The sequence below is a fragment of the Yoonia sp. R2-816 genome (genome assembly GCF_046762905.1).
In the GTDB taxonomy this organism is placed as follows: Bacteria; Pseudomonadota; Alphaproteobacteria; order Rhodobacterales; family Rhodobacteraceae; genus Yoonia.
Genome location: NZ_JBKQXN010000352.1, coordinates 63,971 through 85,026 on the forward strand (window position 1 = coordinate 63,971; position 21,056 = coordinate 85,026).

Consider the following 21,056-nt stretch of genomic DNA (forward strand, 5'->3'; position numbering starts at 1 on the left):
ACATCCTGATTTGTTGCCGCCCGCAAAATCATAGGCGATCACCGAGGAGGAACTGCGCGGCCTTGTCCAGCCGAATGTGGGGTGGTCCGTCGCCCGGGCGCAAGGTTAGTGGCGCAGGCGCAAAGTTCATGATGCTGTAATCCGCATCCAGCCATTTGTCCGACCCTTCACGCGCCGGGGCCAACAGATGTGACGGATCGGCGGGCAGCTTGCCGGGGTAGAACGCCGCCTGCTTGCCGTTTTCCAGCAACCGCCCCCGCACCACATCCAGCGGGCCATCCCGGTGCTCCACTGTTTCTTCGACCGTCGTGCGCAAGGCGGCAATCGACATCGCGGCCGTCTTGGCCCCTGCGAAATCGGCCCGATCCTTTGCCTCGCGCAACAGTGCCTCAGTGATAGCGGTCAGTTGCGGGTGCTGGCTGTGATGCAGATGGTCGGCCTTGGTGGCCGCAAACAAGATGCGTTCCACTTGCCGTCCCTGAAAGATCCGGGTCAGGAAGGCATTTCGCCCCGGCCGGAACGCCCCCAGAATGCGTGCCATGGCCGTACGCAGATCGTCCAGCGCAGCGGGGCCGGCATGGATCGCGCCCAGCACATCGACCAGCACGATCTGCCTGTCGATCTTGGCAAAATGGTCGCGAAAGAATGGTTTGACGATATTGCGTTTGTAGCTTTCAAAGCGTCGCTCAAACTCGCGCCCCAGCGATCCGCGGGGGAAACTGGCACCCTCCAGGGGGGCAAATGTCAGCACAGGCGATCCGGCCATGTCGCCGGGCAGCAAAAAACGTCCGGGCGAACAGTCTGAAAACCCCGCCTCGCGCGACGCTTTCAGATGCGCGGTATAGCTTTCGGCCAGGGCCTGCGCGTTAGGCTCTTCCAGCTTTGCAGATGCGTCGCTGTCTGCAACTGTGGCCAGATAAGTATCACCGCCGGGCCGCCCCTTGGCCCGCTCCAACGCCCCTGCTGACCAGTCCTGATATGTCCGATCCAGAAGGCCAAGATCCAACAGCCATTCGCCGGGGTAATCCACGATATCGACATGTACGGTACGTGGCCCGGAAAAACCGGACAGCAATCCACTGGGCTGGACCCGTAAGGACAGGCGCAACTCGCTGATACGGCTTGTCCCTTCGGGCCATGACGGTTCAGGTGCGGTCAGCCGGGTTAAATGTGCCTCATAGGCAAAACGGGGCACCGTATCATCAGGCTGTGGCTGCAGATATGCGGTGCGGATCGCACCGTTGGCCGCAGCGGCCAGCCCGGTCATACGACCACGATCCATCAGATTAGCCACAAGTGACGTGATTAAAACCGTCTTACCAGCTCGGGAAAGACCCGTGACCCCCAGCCGGATGACCGGATCGGAAAACGGCGCGGTCAGCGTATCGGCCACGCCTTCGATACCGCGTGCGATCTGATCGGCGATTGTTGCGATGACCACTGGCTGCCCCTTTGACCTTTGCGATGCAAGATAGGGCTGCTGGACCGGGTTGTGTAGGGATTGATTTTGCCGGGGTGCGGCCCTAAGCCACCGAAATGCCTCGTTATGCTCTTTTGGTTGAATATCATGGTGCCCCGTTTGCAGGCTGGCAGCGGCAGACGGACCTGCCGTCGGTGCAAGGCGCGATTGAACGGGCGCTGGGCAAGCTGGAGCCGGGCGATCACACGATTGCTGCTGCGGGGCGGACTGATGCGGGCGTTCATGCCACAGGTCAGGTCGCCCATTGCGATCTGGACAAGGATTGGGACCCGTTTCGCCTGTCAGAGGCGTTGAATTACCATCTGAAACCCGATCCCGTCGCGATCCTCGCTTGCGCACAAGTTCCAGATGATTGGCACGCCCGTTTCGACGCGGTCGAACGGCAGTACCTGTTCCGCCTGATCTCGCGCCGGGCGCCGCTGACGTCAGAGGCGGGACAGATGTGGCGCGTGAACCATGAATTGGACGCAGATGCGATGCAAAAAGGGGCTGACAGGCTGGTGGGCCATCATGATTTCACAACCTTCCGGTCCTCCATTTGCCAAGCCAAAAGCCCGGTCAAGACACTGGATGAACTAAGGGTCGAAACGATCCCCCGGCGGTTCGGAATGGAGTACCGATTTCACGTGCGGGCGCGGTCATTTCTGCATAATCAGGTGCGCAGCTTTGTTGGCACGCTGGAGCGGATCGGTGCCGGGGCGTGGACACCTGATGATGTCACAGCCGCGCTGGAGGCGAGGGACCGTAGCAGGTGCGGCCCGGTCAGTCCGCCACAAGGCCTTTATCTGGCAGCGGTGCGCTATCCGACCGATCCGTTCGCCCAATCATTGTCAGTCAGGCCAGCCCCAGCCCCACCTGACCGCGATGTTTCGGATGCAGGGACATAGGTCTTGGCGGCTAGCGTCGCGAAAGCGTTCCAGATTTCGGCCGGCACATCGACCGGGCCCATGACAGGGTCAGGTGTCGCAAAGCCGATCTTTTCAATCAATGTTCCATCAGCCTGCACTTGCATCCCCGCCTCTGCCAACATCGCGATGACCAGCGACAGATGGCTGGGGCGGCACAAACGGACCTTGCGCACCCCGGTGGCAAACCCGTCTTTGACGATCGGTGCAGTCATCGCCGCATGGCCCGCCTTGATCACCAGCCGGTCACCGCCCCACGCCACATCAACCGCCTCTTGCGGTTCGGTCAGCGCGTCCACGATCGGCTTCAGCGCTTCCCGATGCCCAGCCATATGCACGGCGGTGCGTGCGAGGTCATCGGCCTGTCCCACGGGGATACCGGCGCCAAGCGCGGCCTTGTGGACGATGGCGCCCACTTCGCTGAGCGCGCGCATCATGACGGTGCCACCGGCAACCACCAGTCATCGGCATGGTCCAGTTCGTCAAACAACGGCGCGCCCTGCGCCAATGTGATCCGCGTCCACAGATCAGATTTGGGGTCGAACTTGGCAGCCCCGAAAAACGCAAGCTTGCAACGCAGAAGGTCGATGGGTAGGCAATCGGCATCAATCAGGTTGTCGCGGATTTCGCCGTAAGGATGGCGTTCCAGCGTCTGCACCCGGCGGACCGCTGCACGATGATGTGGGAAGGCCGCCAGAAAGGTTGCCACATTTCCCGTAGCGGTTAGATCGGTCGCCAGTGCCTTTACCTGCCGGGCAATATCCAGCGGCGTTTCCAGCTCTGCACCTGCTTCGCTGTGGCGATGACCCAGTCGCGGCTCCAGTTTTTCCTCGGAGACATACCAGAAGCGGGCGCAGGCCTGGGGATCATCAAAGTCGACGGCGCAGGCCCAGGCCCAGTCGCGATCAATCAGATCCCGTAATTTCTGACAGGGCATGCCGGGGTCAAGTCGCGGGACAAACGGCGTAGCCATGCAGCAGGTCAGTTCATCAATCAGGTCGCCAAATGGCTCCAGCATCAGCGCGATGATCAACTCTTGCGTATCAACCGACCATTGGCTGCTCTCTCTGATGATCCGATCAATGGGCCGTTTTGCCATCAATGCGTCCGGGGTCAGCGCATCCGCAAAAGCGGGCCATTCGCAGCGTATGGTGGCGATCCGTTCGGCGGCCAACGGGTCTGGTACCTTCCATTCCGCCAGATGCTGTGCCGCCCGGGCCACCAATTCATAGATACGCGAGATATCGTGTGGTTCCAGTTGCGCGATGGCGCGCACGCGGGCCAATGCAATCTCGCGAACCTGTATCCAGGCATCCAGCAACAGCGGGTGGTTCACCAGAAACGGGGCCATACCGAGACCGGTTGCATTCCCAATCCCCAGATGGCGTTTGGTCGCGCGGTCGAGTGCGGCGCCCCCGACATGTTCCACCAGATCATGTGTGAAACCACGGATCAGCCAGATCGTCAGCATTTCAGCCATGAAGGGTCCGTCCAGACCGGGGCGTTCGGCAATATGGGTGCGATCTGCAATGCCGAATTTTCCGTTGCCGTAAACGGCGGTGGTGCGCATCAGATAGCCCGTCTTGTGGACCAGATCGGGATCAGGCTGCCGCCCCGCCCGTAGGGCTTGCACCACATGATCGAAAAGGCGGACCGATTTGTTGGCCCGGCTCAGAACAAGATCGCGATGGGTAAAGCGCGCGGCCTCCTGCAGGGGTGCGTTGGCGACGATCCGGTCAATCTCGGCCTGGTCCGGAACACCGTCATAAAGCACATAGGTCGTATCCCACGCCGTCGCGATCACCCGGTCAGTGCGCATTTCATCCGGCAGTTCGGTAGAAACAGCCACCAGTGCATAGTCATGGCTGCGAAACCGCAAGGTATAGACCGCGTGACCAAACCCTTTTGCGTCAATCTCCCATATCGGGCGATGCACCTTGACGTTATCAGCGCCCAACGCCCGCATCAGGCTGCGCAGAAATGACAAACGGGTGGGGAAGCTCGCGCCAAGTCGGCGCAAGCGCATCACGGTTTCAGGTTGCCGCAGCGGGACCTGTGCGGGTGAGCTGTGATCCTTCATTCCGCGCAGACTAGCGCCACCTTGTGACGGGACCTAGCCAAAAAGTGACGATGGGCTTGTGTGAATTCGCGTGGAACCTGTGGCGGTTAGCGGGGTTATCCTTCAGTATGGGGCCGGGTGACAAGTAAAGGGGCTAACGCAGTGCCGCACAGAGTCTTGGTTTTGCTGGCCGCGATGGCCTGGGCCAGCAGCGCGGCTGCGCAAGAGGTGCGGCTGGTCGCAGAAACCGCGCGTGATGCGCTCAGCGAAGCTTCTCTTCTACGGCAACTGGACGATGATGCCGTTCCGCAAGACTATATCGCCGCCGCGCGTGCGGATTACCGCCGTCTACTGACAGCGCTTTACGCGGAAGGGTATTACGGCGGCACAATTTCAATCACGATTGATGGGGCTGAGGCGGCAAATCTGTCGCCGCTCGCTGCGCCATCAGTGATCAACAGCGTCGTCATCACCGTTGACAGCGGCCCAAAGTTCACATTTGGAGCCGCCAGTATTACCCCACTTCCACCTACTGCGACCCTGCCGGAAGAGTTTTCGCCGGGCCGCACCGCTGCATCAAACCGAATTCAAAGCGCCGTCGGTGCTGGCCTGCGCAGTTGGCGCGATCAAGGCTTCGCCAAGGTGCGGGTGGCGGGCCAGCAAGTCGTCGCGCGCCATGACGATAGCCGGTTGGATGTGACCGTGAATATCGAGACCGGCCCGCGGCTGACATTCGGCCCGCTGACGATCCGCGGCAACGACGATGTGCGCACCGAACGGATCCGGGAGATTGCTGGCCTGCCCACGGGTGAGGTTTATTCACCCGCCGCGATGGAGGCGGCAGAGCGGCGATTGCGGCGCACGGGGGCCTTTGACAGCGTGGCTTTCACCGAAAGCGATACGGTTGGCCCCAACGATACGCTGCCCATCAGTGCGCAAGTGGTCGAATCCAAGCCGCGCCGGATCGGTTTTGGTTTGGAATTGTCCTCTATCGAAGGTTTGACTGTGTCTTCGTTTTGGCTGCATCGTAATCTGCTTGGCGGGGCAGAACGGTTGCGTATCGACGGAGAGGTGGCAGGCATCAACGGCGAAACCGGTGGTATCGACTATTCTCTGCGGGGCAAATTCACCCGACCCGCGACCTTCGGAGCAGACACGGAATACTTCTTGTCAGGTGAGATTTCCCGCGAGGATGAACCGGATTATCTACTCGACAAGATCGCGGTCGAAACCGGCTTCACCCGGATCATCAATGATGATCTGACTGTGCAGGTTGGTGTGGGCCTCCTGCGGGCCCGCGAGGAAAGCGATGTTGGCAACCGCGAATACACATTGTTGACCCTGCCGCTGAAAGCGACGCTGGACCGGCGGGATAATGAAACAAACGCAAAAGACGGCTACTATATCGACGTCTCCACCACGCCCTTCATCAGCATCGACGGTGAGATCACAGGGGTCCGGCTATTCACTGATGCCAGGACCTATTACACGTTTGGCGAACGCTTGACCCTTGCGGCGCGTGGGCAGGTGGGCAGCGTTGTGGGACCGGATTTGGATGAAGCTCCGGCCGACTTTCTGTTTTATTCCGGTGGTGGCGGCACAGTCCGGGGGCAACCCTATCAATCGCTGGGTATCGACAGGGTATCTGGAACCGAGACAGTCAGCACCGGTGGCGCATCCTTTGCCGGTGCCCAGCTAGAGGCACGTTTTGGTCTACGTGACCGGCTGTCGCTGGTTGGCTTTTACGACGCCGGTTACGTGGGTGAAACAGCAACGCCGCTCGACGATGGGGATTGGCACGCTGGTGCCGGGATCGGCCTGCGCTATGAAACCGGTATTGGCCCGATCCGCCTGGATATCGGCACCCCGGCCAGCGGCGACAACGCAGGCGAACGGGTCGAGGTTTACATCGGGATCGGACAAGCGTTTTGAGACATCTGATCTGGATCATCACTTTACTGTTTGCCCCGTTTCTGGCTCATGCCCAGCAAACGCAGGAGGAAGAGGATCAAAGCTACATCGCCTCCCTGATCGAGGATAACCTGTCAGGTGTCAGTCGCGAGGTGAACATCATTGGTTTCGAAGGCGCGCTGAGTTCCGAAGCCACGATTGACGTGCTGACTATCGCCGATGCCGAAGGTGTGTGGCTGACACTGGAAGATATCACCCTCATCTGGACGCGCAGCGCGCTTTTGCGCGGGGCCATTGACGTGGATGAAATCAGTGCTGAACGGATCATCGTATCGCGCCCGCCTGTGTCTGAAGACACCGGACCATCACCCGAGGCGCAGCCATTTTCCCTGCCCGAACTGCCGGTTAGCGTGTCGCTGCAGCAATTGCAGATCGGTCGCATTGAACTGGGCGAGGCATTTCTGGGCGAACCCATCGCCATCAGCCTGCGGGGCACGGCCGAACTCAGCGGCGGGGAAGGATCCGCCAATGTGGTTGCTGAACGGCTGGGCGACAAGCGCGGGATCTTTGAAATCGATGGCAGCTACGCCAATGAAACAAGGGTTCTGGGCCTGCTTCTGAACCTTGAAGAGGGGCCAGATGGCATTGCCGCGCGCATCCTCGATCTACCCGGGCGACCCGCCATCGGGCTACGCATCGAAGGCGATGCGCCGCTTGATGATTTTGCGGCGACACTGGCGATCTCCACCGCAGGCGAAGACCGTCTGACCGGCGATTTCATTCTCACAAATGATGGGGCGGAACGTCTGGTCACATTGGATGTCGGCGGTGACATTACACCGCTTTTCGATCCCGCCTATCAAAGCTTTTTCGGCAATGACGCGCAGCTTTACGTAGAAGCGCGCCAGACCAATGATGGGCGCATTGATGTTTCCGCGCTTAGTTTAGAATCCCAGCGGCTGAACCTGTCCGGCGCACTGCAGGTGGGTGCACAGGGCTGGCCAGAACGCATTCGCCTGTCTGGCGGCATCGTCAGGGGCAGCGAACCGGTGCTTTTGCCCATTGCCGGTCCGGAAACTTTTGTCAGCAGTATGCGACTGGCAATCAATTATGACGGTAGTCTGTCCGATGACTGGACCGCAAAAATCACTGTTGATGACCTCGACCGGCCCGGCCTGTTCATCGACGAACTCGGGCTTGAGGGCGGTGGTGTTCTGCGCAACGGTGAAGGCGATCAGAAAGGACTTGTGACCGCTACCCTGAGCTATGGTGCGCGGGGTCTGGAACTGGACGATGCTGGCGCTGCACAGGCGCTGGGCGACGCCGTCACCGGCACGTTTGAGGCATCACGCGTCGAAGGTGAGCCCACGGAAATAACGCGCTTTACCCTCAGCGGAGCCGGTATAGAAGCCCGCGCGCAAGCCACAATACAGGGTCCCCGTGACGGATTGCAGGCCAACGCGACGGCCACCGTGAACGTTGCTGGTTTAGGTCGTTTTTCGACCCTGATCGGGCAAGAGATCGGCGGTGCGGCAGAACTGACCGGCCTGGCTGACGTCACCCCGCTCGACGGCTTATTCGCCGTGACCATCGCAGGACGGACCGAAAATCTCAGCGTTGGTATCCCGCAGGCTGATGCGGTGCTTGCCGGGGCAGGCAGCCTGTCGGCCAGTGCGGTCCGCGATGCGGATGGAACAAGGCTGGAAAGCTTGCTGATCCGCACTGACGCAGCACAGATCACCGCCCGCGCTGCCCTGACCAGCGATGGCAGCGATGCCGAATTCAGCGCCCGGCTCAATGACGTGGCAGTGGTGCTGCCCGAGCTTGACGGGCCAGCGCAGGTATCCGGCACCGTACAGGCCGCCGCAAATGGCGTGATCGACTTTGATATTGAAGGGACCGGGCCTGCCGCACAACTTGACGCACAAGGCACCGTTAATCCTTCGGAAACCGGGCGAACCGTCAATGCAGCGCTCTCGGCCAGCGTAAGTGATCTGTCGCGCTATGCCGATCTGGCGCAGCGCCCGCTGAGCGGTGCAGCCCGCTTCACCCTGGGCGGCGTGTTGTTGACCGAGGGCTTGCGTTTTGACGTGGATATTGCCGGGCAAACGACGAATGTGACCACCGGCATCGACCGGTTGGATCCGTTTCTTGATGGTGTGGGCCAGTTTACAGCCGCAATCGCAAGACCGACCGCCGATATTTTTCAGGTGTCCGACCTGCTTTTGGTGACGCCTGCTGTGCGGGTGGCAGGTGACGCCAGCATCGACGGGCTTAGTCCGACAGGTGCCGACATTGATCTGCGGATCAACGACGCGGCCTTGATTGGCCCGTCATTGAGCGGGCCAATCACTGTCCGAATTGATGGCGTGCCAACCGACGACGATGATTTGGCGGTGGACATTGCTGCAAACGGGCCGGGTGTCGACGTTACGCTGGATGCTGTCATCGCCCGCTCGAATAACGCGATCAGCGGTGATCTGACAGCACAGGTCGATGACTTGGCGGCCTATCAGGCGCTGATCGGCCAGCCTGTATCAGGCAGCGTCGGCCTGACAGCAAGCGGCTCTGTCGTGCCGGACCTGTCGCGGTTCGACACCAAAATCAACCTACGCAGCGAGAATCTGGCTATCGGGAACCCAACAGCAGACGTGCTGTTGCGCGGTACGGGGCGGGTGAACACGGAAATTGCTTTGAATGATGGCACGTTATCGGTCACCACGTTGGAAGCAACGACGCCACAATTCTCGATCGTGGGGGCGCTGAACGGGCGCGCCGGGATCGGACAGGGACGGTTCAACGCGAGTTTGCGCGACGTTGGTGTTTTGACCGACCAGATCAGTGGGCCCATTCGGGCGCGGGGCGAGGCGACGCTGGACGATAATGGGACTTGGGGTATTGATGCCACCGGCACCGGTCCCGGAGGACTGGCCGCCAACATCGCAGGACAGATCAGTCCGGACCTGCAACTGAACCTTGATATCGACGGGAACGCGCCATTGGCGTTGGCCAACACCGCGCTTGAGCCACGACGGCTGAGCGGAACCGCCAATTTCGATCTGTCTGTGAATGGGCCACCGCAGATCGGCTCACTGGGCGGGCAGATCACCTTCACCAATGGCCGTCTAGCGGCCCCGACACTGGCACAGGCGCTGACGGATATCGGTGGGCAGATCGGGCTGCGGGATGGAAATGCGCAGATCGATATGCGCGCCAATGTTGAGGCCGGGGGTGGCGTGACCCTCGCCGGTCCCGTCAGCCTGACGGGCCCCAATAATGCCAGCATTACCGTCGCCCTGCGTGATGTGGTGCTGAAAGACCCCGAGCTTTATTCAAGCTCTGTCGCAGGGACGATCACGGTCAATGGACCGTTGCAGGGCGGCGCGCGTGTCGTTGGTCGGCTGGAACTGGGGCAGACGGATATTCAGGTACCATCCTCCAGCATTAGCACGCTGGGCGATCTGCCAGAGGTGCGCCATATCGGCCAATCCGCCGCCGTTCAAAGAACGCTGGTCCGCGCTGGCGTGGATGGCGCAAGCGGCGGCAGTAGCGCGGACAGTCGGGCAGGTCCACGACGCAGCTATCCATTGGATATCGTTATCAACGCACCGTCGCGGATTTTCATCCGGGGGCGCGGGCTTGACGCGGAGCTGGGCGGTAGCCTCAGCATCACAGGCACCTCGAACAACGTGATCCCGGTGGGCCGGTTCGAGCTTTTGCGCGGGAGGATCGACATCTTGCAGCAGCGGTTCGAACTGACCGAAGGCAGCGCAACACTGCAAGGTGATTTCGACCCTTTTATCCGGTTGGTTGCGACAACCCAGACCGACAACGGCACAACAATCAACATCATCGTCGAAGGTCCCGCTGGCGAACCTGAAGTCCGATTTGAATCCACGCCAGAATTGCCCCAGGACGAGGTGCTTTCACAACTGATCTTTGGGCGCGATCTCGATAGCATCAGCCCGCTACAGGCTGTGCAACTGGCCTCGGCGATCAGCACGCTGGCAGGGCGGGGCGGGGGCGCCGTGGATCGGCTCAGGCGCAATATCGGGCTAGATGATTTTGATGTCACGACCGATGAAGAAGGGGCCACAGCGCTGCGGGCAGGCAAATATCTATCTGAAAATGTCTACACCGATGTGACCGTGACCAGCGAAGGCGGGACCGAGATCAACCTCAACCTGGATCTGACCAACGAGATCACGGCCAAGGGCAGTGTCGATCAGGAAGGCGATACCAGCATCGGGATATTCTTCGAGCGGGATTACTGACGACTGCACCACCTCCGCGTGAAACGGAGATTTTCTTCACACTTTCTGAACGAAAACCTGTCTAAAAGTTAGGTGGCGGTAACGTAACGCCTAGATTTCGCCCGATTTTATTGGTTTGGGCAACCATTGAGTGGTGGGTAAAGAGTGCGCGGAAAGGCCGTCGATGGCGATCAGATCTTACACGGGATACCTTAACTCCGACCTGTTCGGATCCGAAAACCCATCCGGCACATTTGACCCTGCTGCCACCGACCCGATTGAAATCCTGATGGTCGATGGAACCGGCGATCTTGTGATCGAAGGCGACAGCGATGGCGGTTCCAATTCCACGGAGGATTCCGAGGATGCAGAGGGCGATCAGTTCGTCTTTGCCAGACAGTCGGACGGCACTGTTATCTTCAACGGTCAGACATTCTATCTGGAATCGTCATTCACCTTCACCATCGCCGGTCAGACATTCACCGGCTACCATTTCGAGGAAGATTCTGGCGGCGGCAGCGTCGATTTCACAATCCTGCCACCAAACCTGCCAGCGGGCATCGCAACGGTCGGAACGGTCAATTTCACGCCAAACCCGGACGAGGTTCCTTACGCCGATCTGGTGTCGCAGGACGAGGTTATTGACGACGCGCCCTATTCCAACCTCGATCTGACAGGGGCGGATGAAATCTTTGCCGGGGCCGGTGATGACACCATCAACGCCGAAGGTGGCGATGATACGATCGACGGCGGCAGCGGCAACGACACGATCAACGCCGGTAGCGGTGCCGATACCGTTTATGGCGGTGCTGGCGATGATATCATCAATGGCGGCGACGGTGCTGACGTCATCCGGGGCGACTCCACAATTGATCCTGCCGAAATCAACACCGAGGGGACGGATTTCAGCACAATTCCAGACCCCAGCGGCAATGGCACAGCCATCGATGACGGCGACGACCTCAGTGGTGGCGTCAGCCTGGACACCGGCACAATGCAGGTCACGCTCAGCTTTGCAGACGATGACCCAAGTACACCGGCTGCCGGATTTTCCTTCAACAACTCCGATACACAATTCACCGATGGGCTGAACAACGGCGACGCGACCACCAACGACGCGATCTTGCTCAGCGGCAACGGAACCGGCGACACCTCAACCACGACAATATCGTTTTCGTCCAATGATCCGCTCGTCGATGACGAGGTGCAGAATGTCAATTTCCGCCTGAACGATATCGATGATTCCGGTTGGCGCGATATCGTCACGATCCGGGCGTTCAACGCCGATGGTAATCCGGTTGAGGTGACACTGACAGGCGGTGCCAACATGGTGCTGTCCGACACCGATGGCATTGCCGGCAACGACACGGCGACCGCTATTGATGGCAGCGGGAACAGCAATCCCGGCACGGCGGCAAGTTCTCTCTTGGTGGAAATCGCAGGGCCGGTTTCCTCGATCGAGATTTCCTATGGCAACCTCGAACCGGGCGGTCAGCGTATCGACCTGACCGAGATCTTCTTTGACACCGTCCCCTCCGATCTGGCCAGCAGCTTTGACGATACAATCGATGGTGGGGTTGGGGCCGACACGATTTTTGGTGAACAGGGCAGCGACACGATTTCCGGCGGAACCGGTGCGGATTTTATCGATGGTGGCGTTGGCGATGATGATATCGACGGCGGCGACGATGGCGATACAATTGCCATCAGTTCCGGCACCGACACAATTGATGGCGGCGCTGGCAGCGACACCTATGATGCGTCACAAGGCACATCGCTGGTCGGCGAAACGATCACTGTGAATGTCGATGATGACGGCAATGGCACTGTCATCAAATCCCTCGACGGCACCACCGACACGATTACCAGCGTCGAAACCTTCATCGCTGACGAGGCGCTGGAAGAGAATGACAGCATCACCCTGACCGCCTCTGGCCTGATGGCCGGTGATGTCAGCGGCATTGACGACACGGCTGTTGGTGTGTTCCTGCCCAAGGATGGTAGTGCCCCGATCTCATTCGGCGGACCGGGCGAGCCGACATTCAGCCAAATGCTGGCTGGCGATAACGGGATCGACCGTGGCCCGGCAGGGCAATATCAGATCAGCAGCGGGGATGAGGACGGGCAGGTCGGCAATATCGCCTTCCAGAACTTCGAAAACATCGACTTTTCCATTGTCTGTTTTGCTGATGGGACATTGATCCGGACGGCTGATGGGTTGTGCCCCGTCGAATCCCTGCAGGTGGGCGATCTTGTCGAAACCTGCGACCATGGCCAGCAGCCGATCCGCTGGATCGGGCATGAAAAGCTCGGGTCGACAACCCTTGCGAACAAACCCAATCTGCGCCCGATCCGGATCAGGGCCGGTGCGCTGGGCGATGGGATCCCGTCCCGTGATCTGGTCGTGTCGCCCCAACACCGCATCCTTGTGAAATCCAAAGTGGCGATCCGGATGTTCGACACCAACGAAATCCTGATTCCGGCCAAGCACCTGCTTGAGGTGGAGGGGATCGAGATCGCCACGGACATCAAGAATGTCACCTACTACCACATCATGTGCGACGACCATGAAATTGTAGAGGCTGATGGCGCCTTGGCAGAAACGCTCTACACCGGCCCCGAAGCCATGAAAGCGATGAGCCCGGACGCCAAACAGGAAATTCAGGAAATCTTTGGCGATGTGCCGATCATGAACCGACCACTTGCGCGCCTGACACCAAAGGGCAAGCACGCCAAGCATCTGGTCGCACGGCACATCAAAAACGCCAAGGTGCTGTTTTCAGAACAGGGCTGATCGCATCACCATATGCTGACCAAATGGCACTGAAGCGCGCATTTATATCCGTCGTCTTGTTGATCTGCTTCAGGCAGGTCGACGATTTTGGTTCTGCATCATAGCGAAGCTGGTCACCCATTTACCGCCAAGACCTTCTCGGCCTCGTGATAGGGGCACGCCACCAGATGTGACCCGCCAATATCCTCAAGCACCGGTTTCTCCTTTGAACAGGACGGTTGCACCTTGGGGCAGCGCGTGCGGAACACACAGCCTGATGGCGGGGCCAGCGGCGAAGGCAATTCGCCCTCCAGAATAGGCCGGGGCCGGGCACGTTCCAGCACCGGGTCCGGGATCGGCACCGATGAAATCAGCGCCTGGCTATAAGGATGCTCTGGTGCGGTCGTCAGTTTTTCGCTGTCGGCCAGTTCCATCACCCGGCCCAGATACAGCACCAGCGTGCGGTCGCTGATATGTTTCACCACACTCAGGTCATGGGCGATGAAAATCATCGATAGCCCCATATCCCGCTGCAATTCCATCAACAAATTGATGACCTGGGCTTGCACCGAAACATCCAGCGCTGATACCGGCTCATCACAAATCACTAGTTTCGGGTTCAGGATCAGCGCACGCGCGATCCCGATCCGCTGACACTGCCCGCCCGAAAACTCATGCGGATAGCGGTTGATCAGATTGGGCAACAGCCCAACCCGTTCCATCAACTGACCCACTCGGGCCTTCACCTCTTTGCGGGGCGTGTTGGGTTCATGGGTGATCAACGGCTCGGCAATGATCTCACCCACGGTCATGCGCGGGTTCAGCGCAGCCAACGGATCCTGAAAGATCATCTGCACGTCGCGCCTGTGCACGCGGCGCTGGCGCGGGTCCATATTGGCAAGGTCGTGGCCTTCAAACATGATGTTGCCACCCGATGACGGGATGGTGCCCACAATGGCGCGGGCAATGGTCGATTTCCCGGACCCGGATTCGCCAACAATGCCAAGGCATTCACCCGCTTGCAGATCGAATGATACCTCTGACACGGCATGCAGCTTGCGCGGCGGCGTCCATGGCCATGATCCGGGGCGGCGGACGTCGAAAGTGACCGAAAGATCGCGAACAGACAGGATCGGGGACATCACGCGACCTCCTTGACAGGCAAATGGCAGGCACGACGGCGATCGCCCACCTGTTCAAGCGCCGGGCGGTCCGCGCGGCAATGGTCCAGAACCTGCGCACAGCGCGGCGAAAACGGACATCCCACCGGAAGATGAGACATATCCGGCGGCTCACCAGCAATCACTGCCAATGTGGCATCAGCACGGTCCAGACGCGGCACAGCCTTCAGCAGGCCCTTGGTATATGGATGGGTAGGTTTGGCGAATACATCGTCGGTCGGCCCCTCTTCCATAATCTGGCCGCCATACATGACAAGTGTCCTGTCGCAAAACCCCGCCACAACGCCGAGGTCATGGGTGATCAGGATCACGGCAGTGCCGAATTCAGTTCGGATATCGCTGAGCACCTGCATGATCTGCGCCTGCACGGTCACATCCAGCGCTGTCGTCGGTTCATCGGCGATCAGTAGACGTGGCTGACACAGAAGCGACATGGCAATCATGATCCGCTGGCGCATACCGCCGGAAAACTCATGCGGGAACATGGTGACCCTCGCCCGTGCATCGGGGATGCGGACCACGTCCAGCATACGCACCGCTTCGGTCACTGCCTCGGATTTGCTGATCCCCTTATGAAGCGTCAGAACCTCGGCCATTTGGTCACTGACGCGCAGATAGGGGTTCAGCGATGTCATGGGATCCTGAAAGATCATCGCGATATCGCGGCTGCGGATCTTGTTCAGGGTGCGCTGGTTCATCGCCAAAAGATCGGCCCCGTCAAACTTGGCCGTGCCGGTGGCGCGGCCGTTTTTGGCCAAGAGTCCCATTGCGGCAAAGGCGGTCTGGCTTTTACCCGATCCGGATTCCCCAACAATCGCGAGGGTTTCACCCTTGTCGATGTCGAAACTCAGCCCGTTGACCGCATTCACATCCCCGTCGGCGGTCGTGAACGTGACCGCGAGGTTTTCGATTTCAAGAAGTGGCATGTTCAACGATCCTTGGGGTCGAGCGCATCACGCAAACCGTCGCCAACAAAGAAGAAGGCAAAGATGGTGAGGACAAAGAAGAAAAGCGGATAGGCGATCTGCCAATAGTATCCGAACTGCATGGTGCGCGACCCTTCGTTGATCAGCGCGCCCAGCGATGTGTTGGGTTCCTGCACGCCAAGGCCCAGAAAGCTGATGAAGCTTTCAAAGATGATCATGCTGGGCACCAGTAGCGTGGCGTAGACAATCACGATCCCAAGCAGGTTGGGCACGATGTGGCGCAGGATGATCTTGATGGGCCTGACACCAGTGGCGACTGCCACCTCCACGAATTCCTTGTTCTTGATCGTCAGCGTCTGGCCGCGTGCGATCCGCGCCATATCCAGCCAGGAAATCAGCCCGATCCCCAAAAACAGCATGAAAATCGACCGCCCAAAGATCACCAGCATCAGGATCAGCACAAACATGAACGGGATCGACATCAGCACATCGACAACGCGCATCATGCCGCCATCAATCCGGCCGCCAAAGTAACCTGCAGTCGCGCCGTAAAGCGTGCCGACAATCACCGCCACCATCGCGCCGACGATCCCGACCATCAGTGAAATACCGGTTCCCTGTACGGTCCGCGCGAACAGGTCGCGCCCGTTGCTGTCCGTCCCGAAATAGTGGCCAGTCTCTATTGAGGGGACCCCCTTGTAGGCATTGCTGCCGATCAGGGTAAAATCCACGAAATCACGCTCGTACTGGGCAAAGAACTGTCCGAACAAGGCAAAACATCCGACAAAACCCAGAACGATCAGTGATACGACCGCCGCCTTGTTGCGGAAAAATCGGGTACGGGCGTCGGCCCATAGTGACCGGCCCTTGACCTCGGCCAGCTGCGCGGCCTCGCCAACACCTTCAACGGCTGCTCTGTTGGGAAACATGATCTGACCCCCTTAGTAACGGATCTTGGGGTCGATCCACGCATAAAGGATATCGACCACAAGGTTGAACAGGATTGTCAGGGTGCCCACCAGAATGGTGATCCCCATAATGACCGAATAATCGCGGTTGAAGGCAGAGTTCACAAAGAACTGCCCGATCCCGCCGGTCGAGAAAAACACATCAATCACAACCGAACCTGTGATCATGCCCACAAACGCAGGTCCCAGATAAGACAGGACAGGCAGCATCGTGGGTTTCATCGCATGACGCCAGATCACGCGGCGCATTGGCAAGCCCTTGGCGCGGGCTGTGCGGATAAAGTTAGTGTTCAACACCTCTAGCATCGACGACCGGGTGATCCGGGCGATTGACGCCATGTAGGACGTGGAAAGCGCGATCACGGGCAGAACCAGATATTCCCATTGCCCGCCGTTCCAGCCCCCGCCGGGCAGCCAGCCAAGCCAGAGGGTGAAGATGAGCAACAGGATCGGGGCCATGACAAAGTTCGGCAGCACCTGCGCGCCGACCGAAATGCCAACAGCCAGATAGTCCAGCCAGGAGTTCTGGCGGATCGCTGCCGCAACGCCCAGCGATACCCCGATGGTCACGGCGACAACAAATGACCAAAACCCATATGTCAGCGTCACAGGGAAACCCTGTGCGATGATGTCATTTACGCTGCGATCCTTGTATTGAAACGATGGTCCAAAATCGAAGCTCGACACAACGCCCCAAACATAGTTGGCGATCTGCTGCCAGAACGGTTGGTCCAGCCCGTATTTGGCCTCGATATTGGCCAGTACTTCAGGCGGCAACGGACGTTCCGAATTGAAGGGGCCACCGGGGGCCGCGTACATCAGGATGAACGACAGGATGACCAGCACCAACAGGGTCGGGATGGCCACGGCAAGGCGGCGAACGACAAAGCTAAACATATGTCAGGGGTCCACAAATTTTGGCAATTGTGAAGAAATGTGCCGCGCCCCAGTTCTGGGGCGCGGCATGATTATCCAGTGGGTTTACTCACCAGCGATCTTGTAAAGGTCGCGTGAATACCAGTTTTGCTGGAAGTTGTTGTAAGGCCAGCCTTCAAGGTTCTCGTTGAACATCTTGACGGCAGCATAGTGGTAGATCGGAATGATCGGTACTTCTTCAGCGATGATTTGTTCAACCTGTTCGTAAAGCGCCTGCGGGTTGTCAGAGGTTTTCGCCTCTGCCAGCATCGCGTCAACTTCAGCATTGTTGTACTTGGCATCGTTGTAGCCCGAATTGGACTGCATCAGATCAAGGAAGGTCGATGCTTCGTTGTAGTCGGCACACCAGCCAGCACGGGCAATTTCATAGTCCTGATTGCCGCGTGTTTCGAGGAATGTCTGCCATTCCTGGTTGGCCAGTTCGGTATCGACACCCAGTGTTTGCTTCCACATCTGGCTGATCGCGATAGCGACCGATTTGTGCGCTTCGGACGTGTTGTAGATCAGGTTGACGGACAGTGGATTGTCGGGGCCATACCCGGCCTCTGCCATCAGTTCCTTGGCCCGCGCGTCGCGTTCGGCCTGATCCATCGTCGCGATGGGTGTTTCTGGTGTCTCAAACCCGGCGGTCGCCCAGTGGGTAAAGGTGTATGCCGCCTTCTGACCACCGGCCAGCACGTTATCCACGATCACATCGCGGTTCACGGCCAGTGACAATGCCTGACGGACTTTCGGATCCAGCAAAGCTGGGTTGGAATTCTCATCTGTCAGGTTGATCGTGTAGTAGTAGGAACAGGCCAACGGCACGGATACAGCCTGCTCAGGATATTCCGCCGCCAGACGCGGGAATTGGCCCGCAGGGACATCTGTCCGGTCCAGTTCGCCTGCCAGATACCGGGTCAGGGCCACGTTTTCGTCAGGGATCACGAGGCGGACAACCTTTTCAATGATCGTGTTTTCATTGTCCCAGTACATTTCGTTGCGTTCCCGCACCATGCGTTCCTGCGGCACAAACTCGGTCAGCACATAGGCACCGTTCGACACCATGTTGCCGGGTTGGGTCCAGTCATCACCATGTTCTTCAATGGTGGCCTGATGCACGGGGAAGGTAGTGAAATGCGTGACCATCTGCGGGAAATAAGGCAGCGGCTGGCTCAGTTTGACCTCAAGCGTGGTGTCGTCGATGGCGGTCACGCCCAGTTCGGATGGCTCCATCTCACCAGCGATGACCGCGGCGGCGTTTTCAATCGACATCAGCTCGATATACCAGCTGTAGGGCGATGCCAGTTCCGGAGACGCGGCGCGCTTCCAGGCAAATTCAAAATCACCGGCCACAACAGGGTCGCCATTGGACCACTTTGCGTTGTTGCGCAGGGTGAAGGTGTATGTCAGGTTGTCGTCGCTGACCTCAAAACTGGTTGCGACACCCGCGACAAGGTTACCATCGGCATCCTGGTTCATCAGGCCTTCGAACAGGTCACGCAGAATATCGCTGCCAGCGCTGTCTTCTGCGACGCCGGGATCGATGGATGGGCTTTCATCCAGATCGCGATAGGTAAAGGTCTGATCAGAGGCGAGAACCTCGCCGGTTTCGGGGTGCGTGGCGTGGCCATCCGCATAAACCGCACCGCCTGTCGCGATGAGGAATGCAGCGGAGGTCGCCATCAGTCTTGTTTTCAATGTCATGAAAATCTCCCTTGTTTTTACACCGTTGACCGGTGCAATTTTCGGTTTCGTCGCGCGCTGGTTGCGCGGATGCAGGTATCTTTTGATTAGTTAACGGAAATGGCAAGGCCTATCGGAGATTGACGCTAGGACAATTGTTTGCGGCGGGGGTGAACCCGGAACATGCGCAAGATGTGGATAGTTTTTCGCCGATCCGCAAAATTATGTGACTTTGGACACAGACACCCGTTGCTGCTTTGATTCGTCGGGTGATGGCGATCCGGCGTTTTCAGGCTTATCTGTTGCGTGTCAAACATGGGAAATGATGATGACAGAACTGGCCTTGGAGACCCGCAAAGGATTGCCTGACGCCCTGCGAGTGCTTCTGGAAGACTACCCGCGCGAGGGGTGGGAGGCCGCCCCCGGCTTTGACGGGCTGATCCGGTTCTGGCTTGACCGCCATCTGACGTTTCGCCGCCTGATGGATGAAATGCGCAGCAGCACCGAAGCATTGATTGATCACAACCAAGACCCTGAACGATATAGGGTCATGGTATCGCGCTATGGCGGCATGTTCGTGAATGGCCTGCACGAACACCACACAATCGAAGACACCTATTACTTCCCCAAACTATCCCAGCGCGATACGCGGATCACCCGCGGTTTTGATATACTGGACAGCGATCATCACGCGATCGACGGGCACTTGAACACGTTTGTCGAACAGGCAAACACCGTGATTTCAAAGGCAGAGGAACGGTCCGCGTTACAGACCGCCGCGGGGGCGTTCCAAGCCCAACTGTCCACGATGGAGCGGCTCTTGAACCGGCATCTTCTGGATGAGGAAGAGCTGATTGTCCCCGTGATCCTGAAATACGGCACTGTTGGGTTGGGCTAGGCCTGTTTCGAGATTTGCACCGCCAGAATGCCGCCAGCGATCACCGCTACGCCCACCACATCAAGAAAACCGATCCGCTCGCCCAACAGGACCGCAGCGATGGCCACGCCGAAGAACGGGTTGAGAAAGTGAAAGGTCGATGCACGCACCGCCCCGATGCGCCGCACAAGCAAAAACCACACCAGCGTCGCCGCCAGCCCCGGCACCAAGGTGGTGTAGGCAAAAGCGACGATCAACTGCCAGTTCCACGTGACCACCAATGTTTCAAACGCAAGTGCGGGTGCCCACAACAACGCACTGCCCACCAGCATCTGCAGGCCCACGATCATCAGGACATTCCCCCCGGAAGAGGCCCCCAGCACCGCCATCGTCGCCACGGTCAGTGACACAACGCCGATGACGCACAGCACCAGCCCATAGATATCCACGCCACCCTGAATGCGTGCACCCATGATCAGGGTCACACCGATCAGGCCGGCGATCAGCCCCGCGATCCCCAACGCTTTGACTTTGGTGCCAAAAATCAGCCAACCAGCAAGCGCCACCAGCAGTGGCATGGTTGACGCGATGATGGCAGCCAGCGATGCAGCAATCGTCTGCATCGCCACAAAGTTGAGGCCCAGATAAAGCGCGTTCTGGCAAACGCCAAAGATCACAACGCCCATCCACTGCTTGCGGCTCAGCCGTGCGGTTTGCCCCAGCAGAAACGCGATCCCGACGCCAATCAGCCCCGAAATGAGAAAACGCAGCGCCAATGCCGTCAGCGGCGGGGCATATTCCACGATCACCCGCGCCGATGTAAAGGCGGACGACCACATCAGCGCAAAGGCCAACCCCATGATGATCGCTTTGATGTCCATGGCCCGGCCTAACGCGCTTCTGCCATCGACGGAAAGCAGAGATGCAACCGCAGCCCCACGCAACGTTCGGTGGTGTTGCCAGAGAGGCACCGCGCGCTGAACGCCGGAAATCGGCGAATCATGCGTTAACGCAGGGTTTTGTGAGGGTTTTGGGTGGTCGGATACGCGTCGGCAAAACGTCGGACTTTTGTCGGACCCCTGAGGCAGAATTCCGGCGGTTAATCCAGCGTGCGGCGCAAAG

General features: G+C 59.0%; 14 protein-coding genes. 5 read left to right on the top strand and 9 right to left on the bottom strand.

What is annotated here, in order from left to right:
- Positions 1–28: 28 nt before the first annotated feature.
- A complete protein-coding gene (locus ACFWW2_RS26895; protein ID WP_393933795.1) occupies positions 29–1,441 on the bottom strand; it encodes a YcjX family protein in 1,413 nt (470 codons plus the stop codon).
- A 95-nt stretch (positions 1,442–1,536) separates the two neighbouring features.
- On the opposite strand from ACFWW2_RS26895, the gene truA reads away from it, so the two are divergent.
- A complete protein-coding gene (truA, locus tag ACFWW2_RS26900) occupies positions 1,537–2,367 on the top strand; it encodes a tRNA pseudouridine(38-40) synthase TruA (protein ID WP_393933797.1) in 831 nt (276 codons plus the stop codon).
- Here the strand turns inward: truA and ACFWW2_RS26905 are convergent.
- Both ACFWW2_RS26905 and ACFWW2_RS26910 read right to left on the bottom strand, forming a co-directional pair.
- The gene (locus ACFWW2_RS26905) at positions 2,280–2,843 is read right to left on the bottom strand and encodes a hypothetical protein (RefSeq protein WP_393933799.1); all 564 of its coding nucleotides are present in this window, start codon (positions 2,841–2,843) and stop codon (positions 2,280–2,282) included. The genes truA and ACFWW2_RS26905 overlap by 88 nt on opposite strands.
- Positions 2,819–4,465 (bottom strand): hypothetical protein, encoded by a 1,647-nt coding sequence (locus ACFWW2_RS26910; RefSeq protein WP_393933801.1) that lies wholly within the window; start codon positions 4,463–4,465, stop codon positions 2,819–2,821. The genes ACFWW2_RS26905 and ACFWW2_RS26910 overlap by 25 nt, the downstream gene beginning before the upstream one ends.
- A gap of 174 nt (positions 4,466–4,639) precedes the next feature.
- On the opposite strand from ACFWW2_RS26910, the gene ACFWW2_RS26915 reads away from it, so the two are divergent.
- The 3 genes from ACFWW2_RS26915 to ACFWW2_RS26925 all read left to right on the top strand — a co-directional run bounded on the left by ACFWW2_RS26915 (position 4,640) and on the right by ACFWW2_RS26925 (position 13,402).
- Positions 4,640–6,376 (top strand): autotransporter assembly complex protein TamA, encoded by a 1,737-nt coding sequence (locus ACFWW2_RS26915; RefSeq protein ID WP_393934129.1) that lies wholly within the window; start codon positions 4,640–4,642, stop codon positions 6,374–6,376.
- Positions 6,373–10,629 carry a translocation/assembly module TamB domain-containing protein gene (locus ACFWW2_RS26920; RefSeq protein WP_393933803.1) on the top strand — a complete coding sequence of 1,419 codons (4,257 nt, stop codon included), beginning with the start codon at positions 6,373–6,375 and terminating at the stop codon, positions 10,627–10,629. The genes ACFWW2_RS26915 and ACFWW2_RS26920 overlap by 4 nt, the downstream gene beginning before the upstream one ends.
- Positions 10,630–10,792: 163 nt before the next feature.
- On the top strand, positions 10,793–13,402 hold the full coding sequence (locus ACFWW2_RS26925; protein WP_393933805.1) for a Hint domain-containing protein: 2,610 nt from the start codon (positions 10,793–10,795) through the stop codon (positions 13,400–13,402).
- A 113-nt stretch (positions 13,403–13,515) separates the two neighbouring features.
- Here ACFWW2_RS26925 and ACFWW2_RS26930 read toward each other — a convergent pair whose 3' ends face one another.
- The 5 genes from ACFWW2_RS26930 to ACFWW2_RS26950 form a co-directional block, all read right to left on the bottom strand.
- Positions 13,516–14,523, bottom strand: coding sequence for an oligopeptide/dipeptide ABC transporter ATP-binding protein (locus ACFWW2_RS26930; RefSeq protein ID WP_393933807.1), 1,008 nt, complete (start codon positions 14,521–14,523; stop codon positions 13,516–13,518).
- Positions 14,523–15,488 (bottom strand): oligopeptide/dipeptide ABC transporter ATP-binding protein, encoded by a 966-nt coding sequence (locus tag ACFWW2_RS26935; RefSeq protein WP_393933809.1) that lies wholly within the window; start codon positions 15,486–15,488, stop codon positions 14,523–14,525. Before ACFWW2_RS26935 ends, ACFWW2_RS26930 begins: the two co-directional genes overlap by 1 nt.
- Before the next feature lie 2 nt (positions 15,489–15,490).
- Positions 15,491–16,417: an ABC transporter permease subunit gene (locus tag ACFWW2_RS26940; RefSeq protein WP_393933812.1), complete on the bottom strand. Its 927-nt coding sequence runs from the start codon at positions 16,415–16,417 to the stop codon at positions 15,491–15,493.
- A gap of 12 nt (positions 16,418–16,429) precedes the next feature.
- Positions 16,430–17,353, bottom strand: coding sequence for an oligopeptide ABC transporter permease OppB (gene oppB, locus ACFWW2_RS26945; protein ID WP_393933814.1), 924 nt, complete (start codon positions 17,351–17,353; stop codon positions 16,430–16,432).
- A gap of 84 nt (positions 17,354–17,437) precedes the next feature.
- Positions 17,438–19,078, bottom strand: a complete 1,641-nt coding sequence (locus tag ACFWW2_RS26950) for a peptide ABC transporter substrate-binding protein (RefSeq protein WP_393933816.1) — start codon at positions 19,076–19,078, stop codon at positions 17,438–17,440.
- Positions 19,079–19,385: 307 nt separating this feature from the next.
- Between ACFWW2_RS26950 and ACFWW2_RS26955 the strand changes: the two genes are divergently transcribed.
- On the top strand, positions 19,386–19,955 hold the full coding sequence (locus ACFWW2_RS26955) for a hemerythrin domain-containing protein (RefSeq protein ID WP_393933818.1): 570 nt from the start codon (positions 19,386–19,388) through the stop codon (positions 19,953–19,955).
- Here ACFWW2_RS26955 and ACFWW2_RS26960 read toward each other — a convergent pair.
- Positions 19,952–20,815 (bottom strand): DMT family transporter, encoded by an 864-nt coding sequence (locus tag ACFWW2_RS26960; RefSeq protein ID WP_393933821.1) that lies wholly within the window; start codon positions 20,813–20,815, stop codon positions 19,952–19,954. The genes ACFWW2_RS26955 and ACFWW2_RS26960 overlap by 4 nt on opposite strands.
- Between the last annotated feature and the right edge of the window lie 241 nt (positions 20,816–21,056).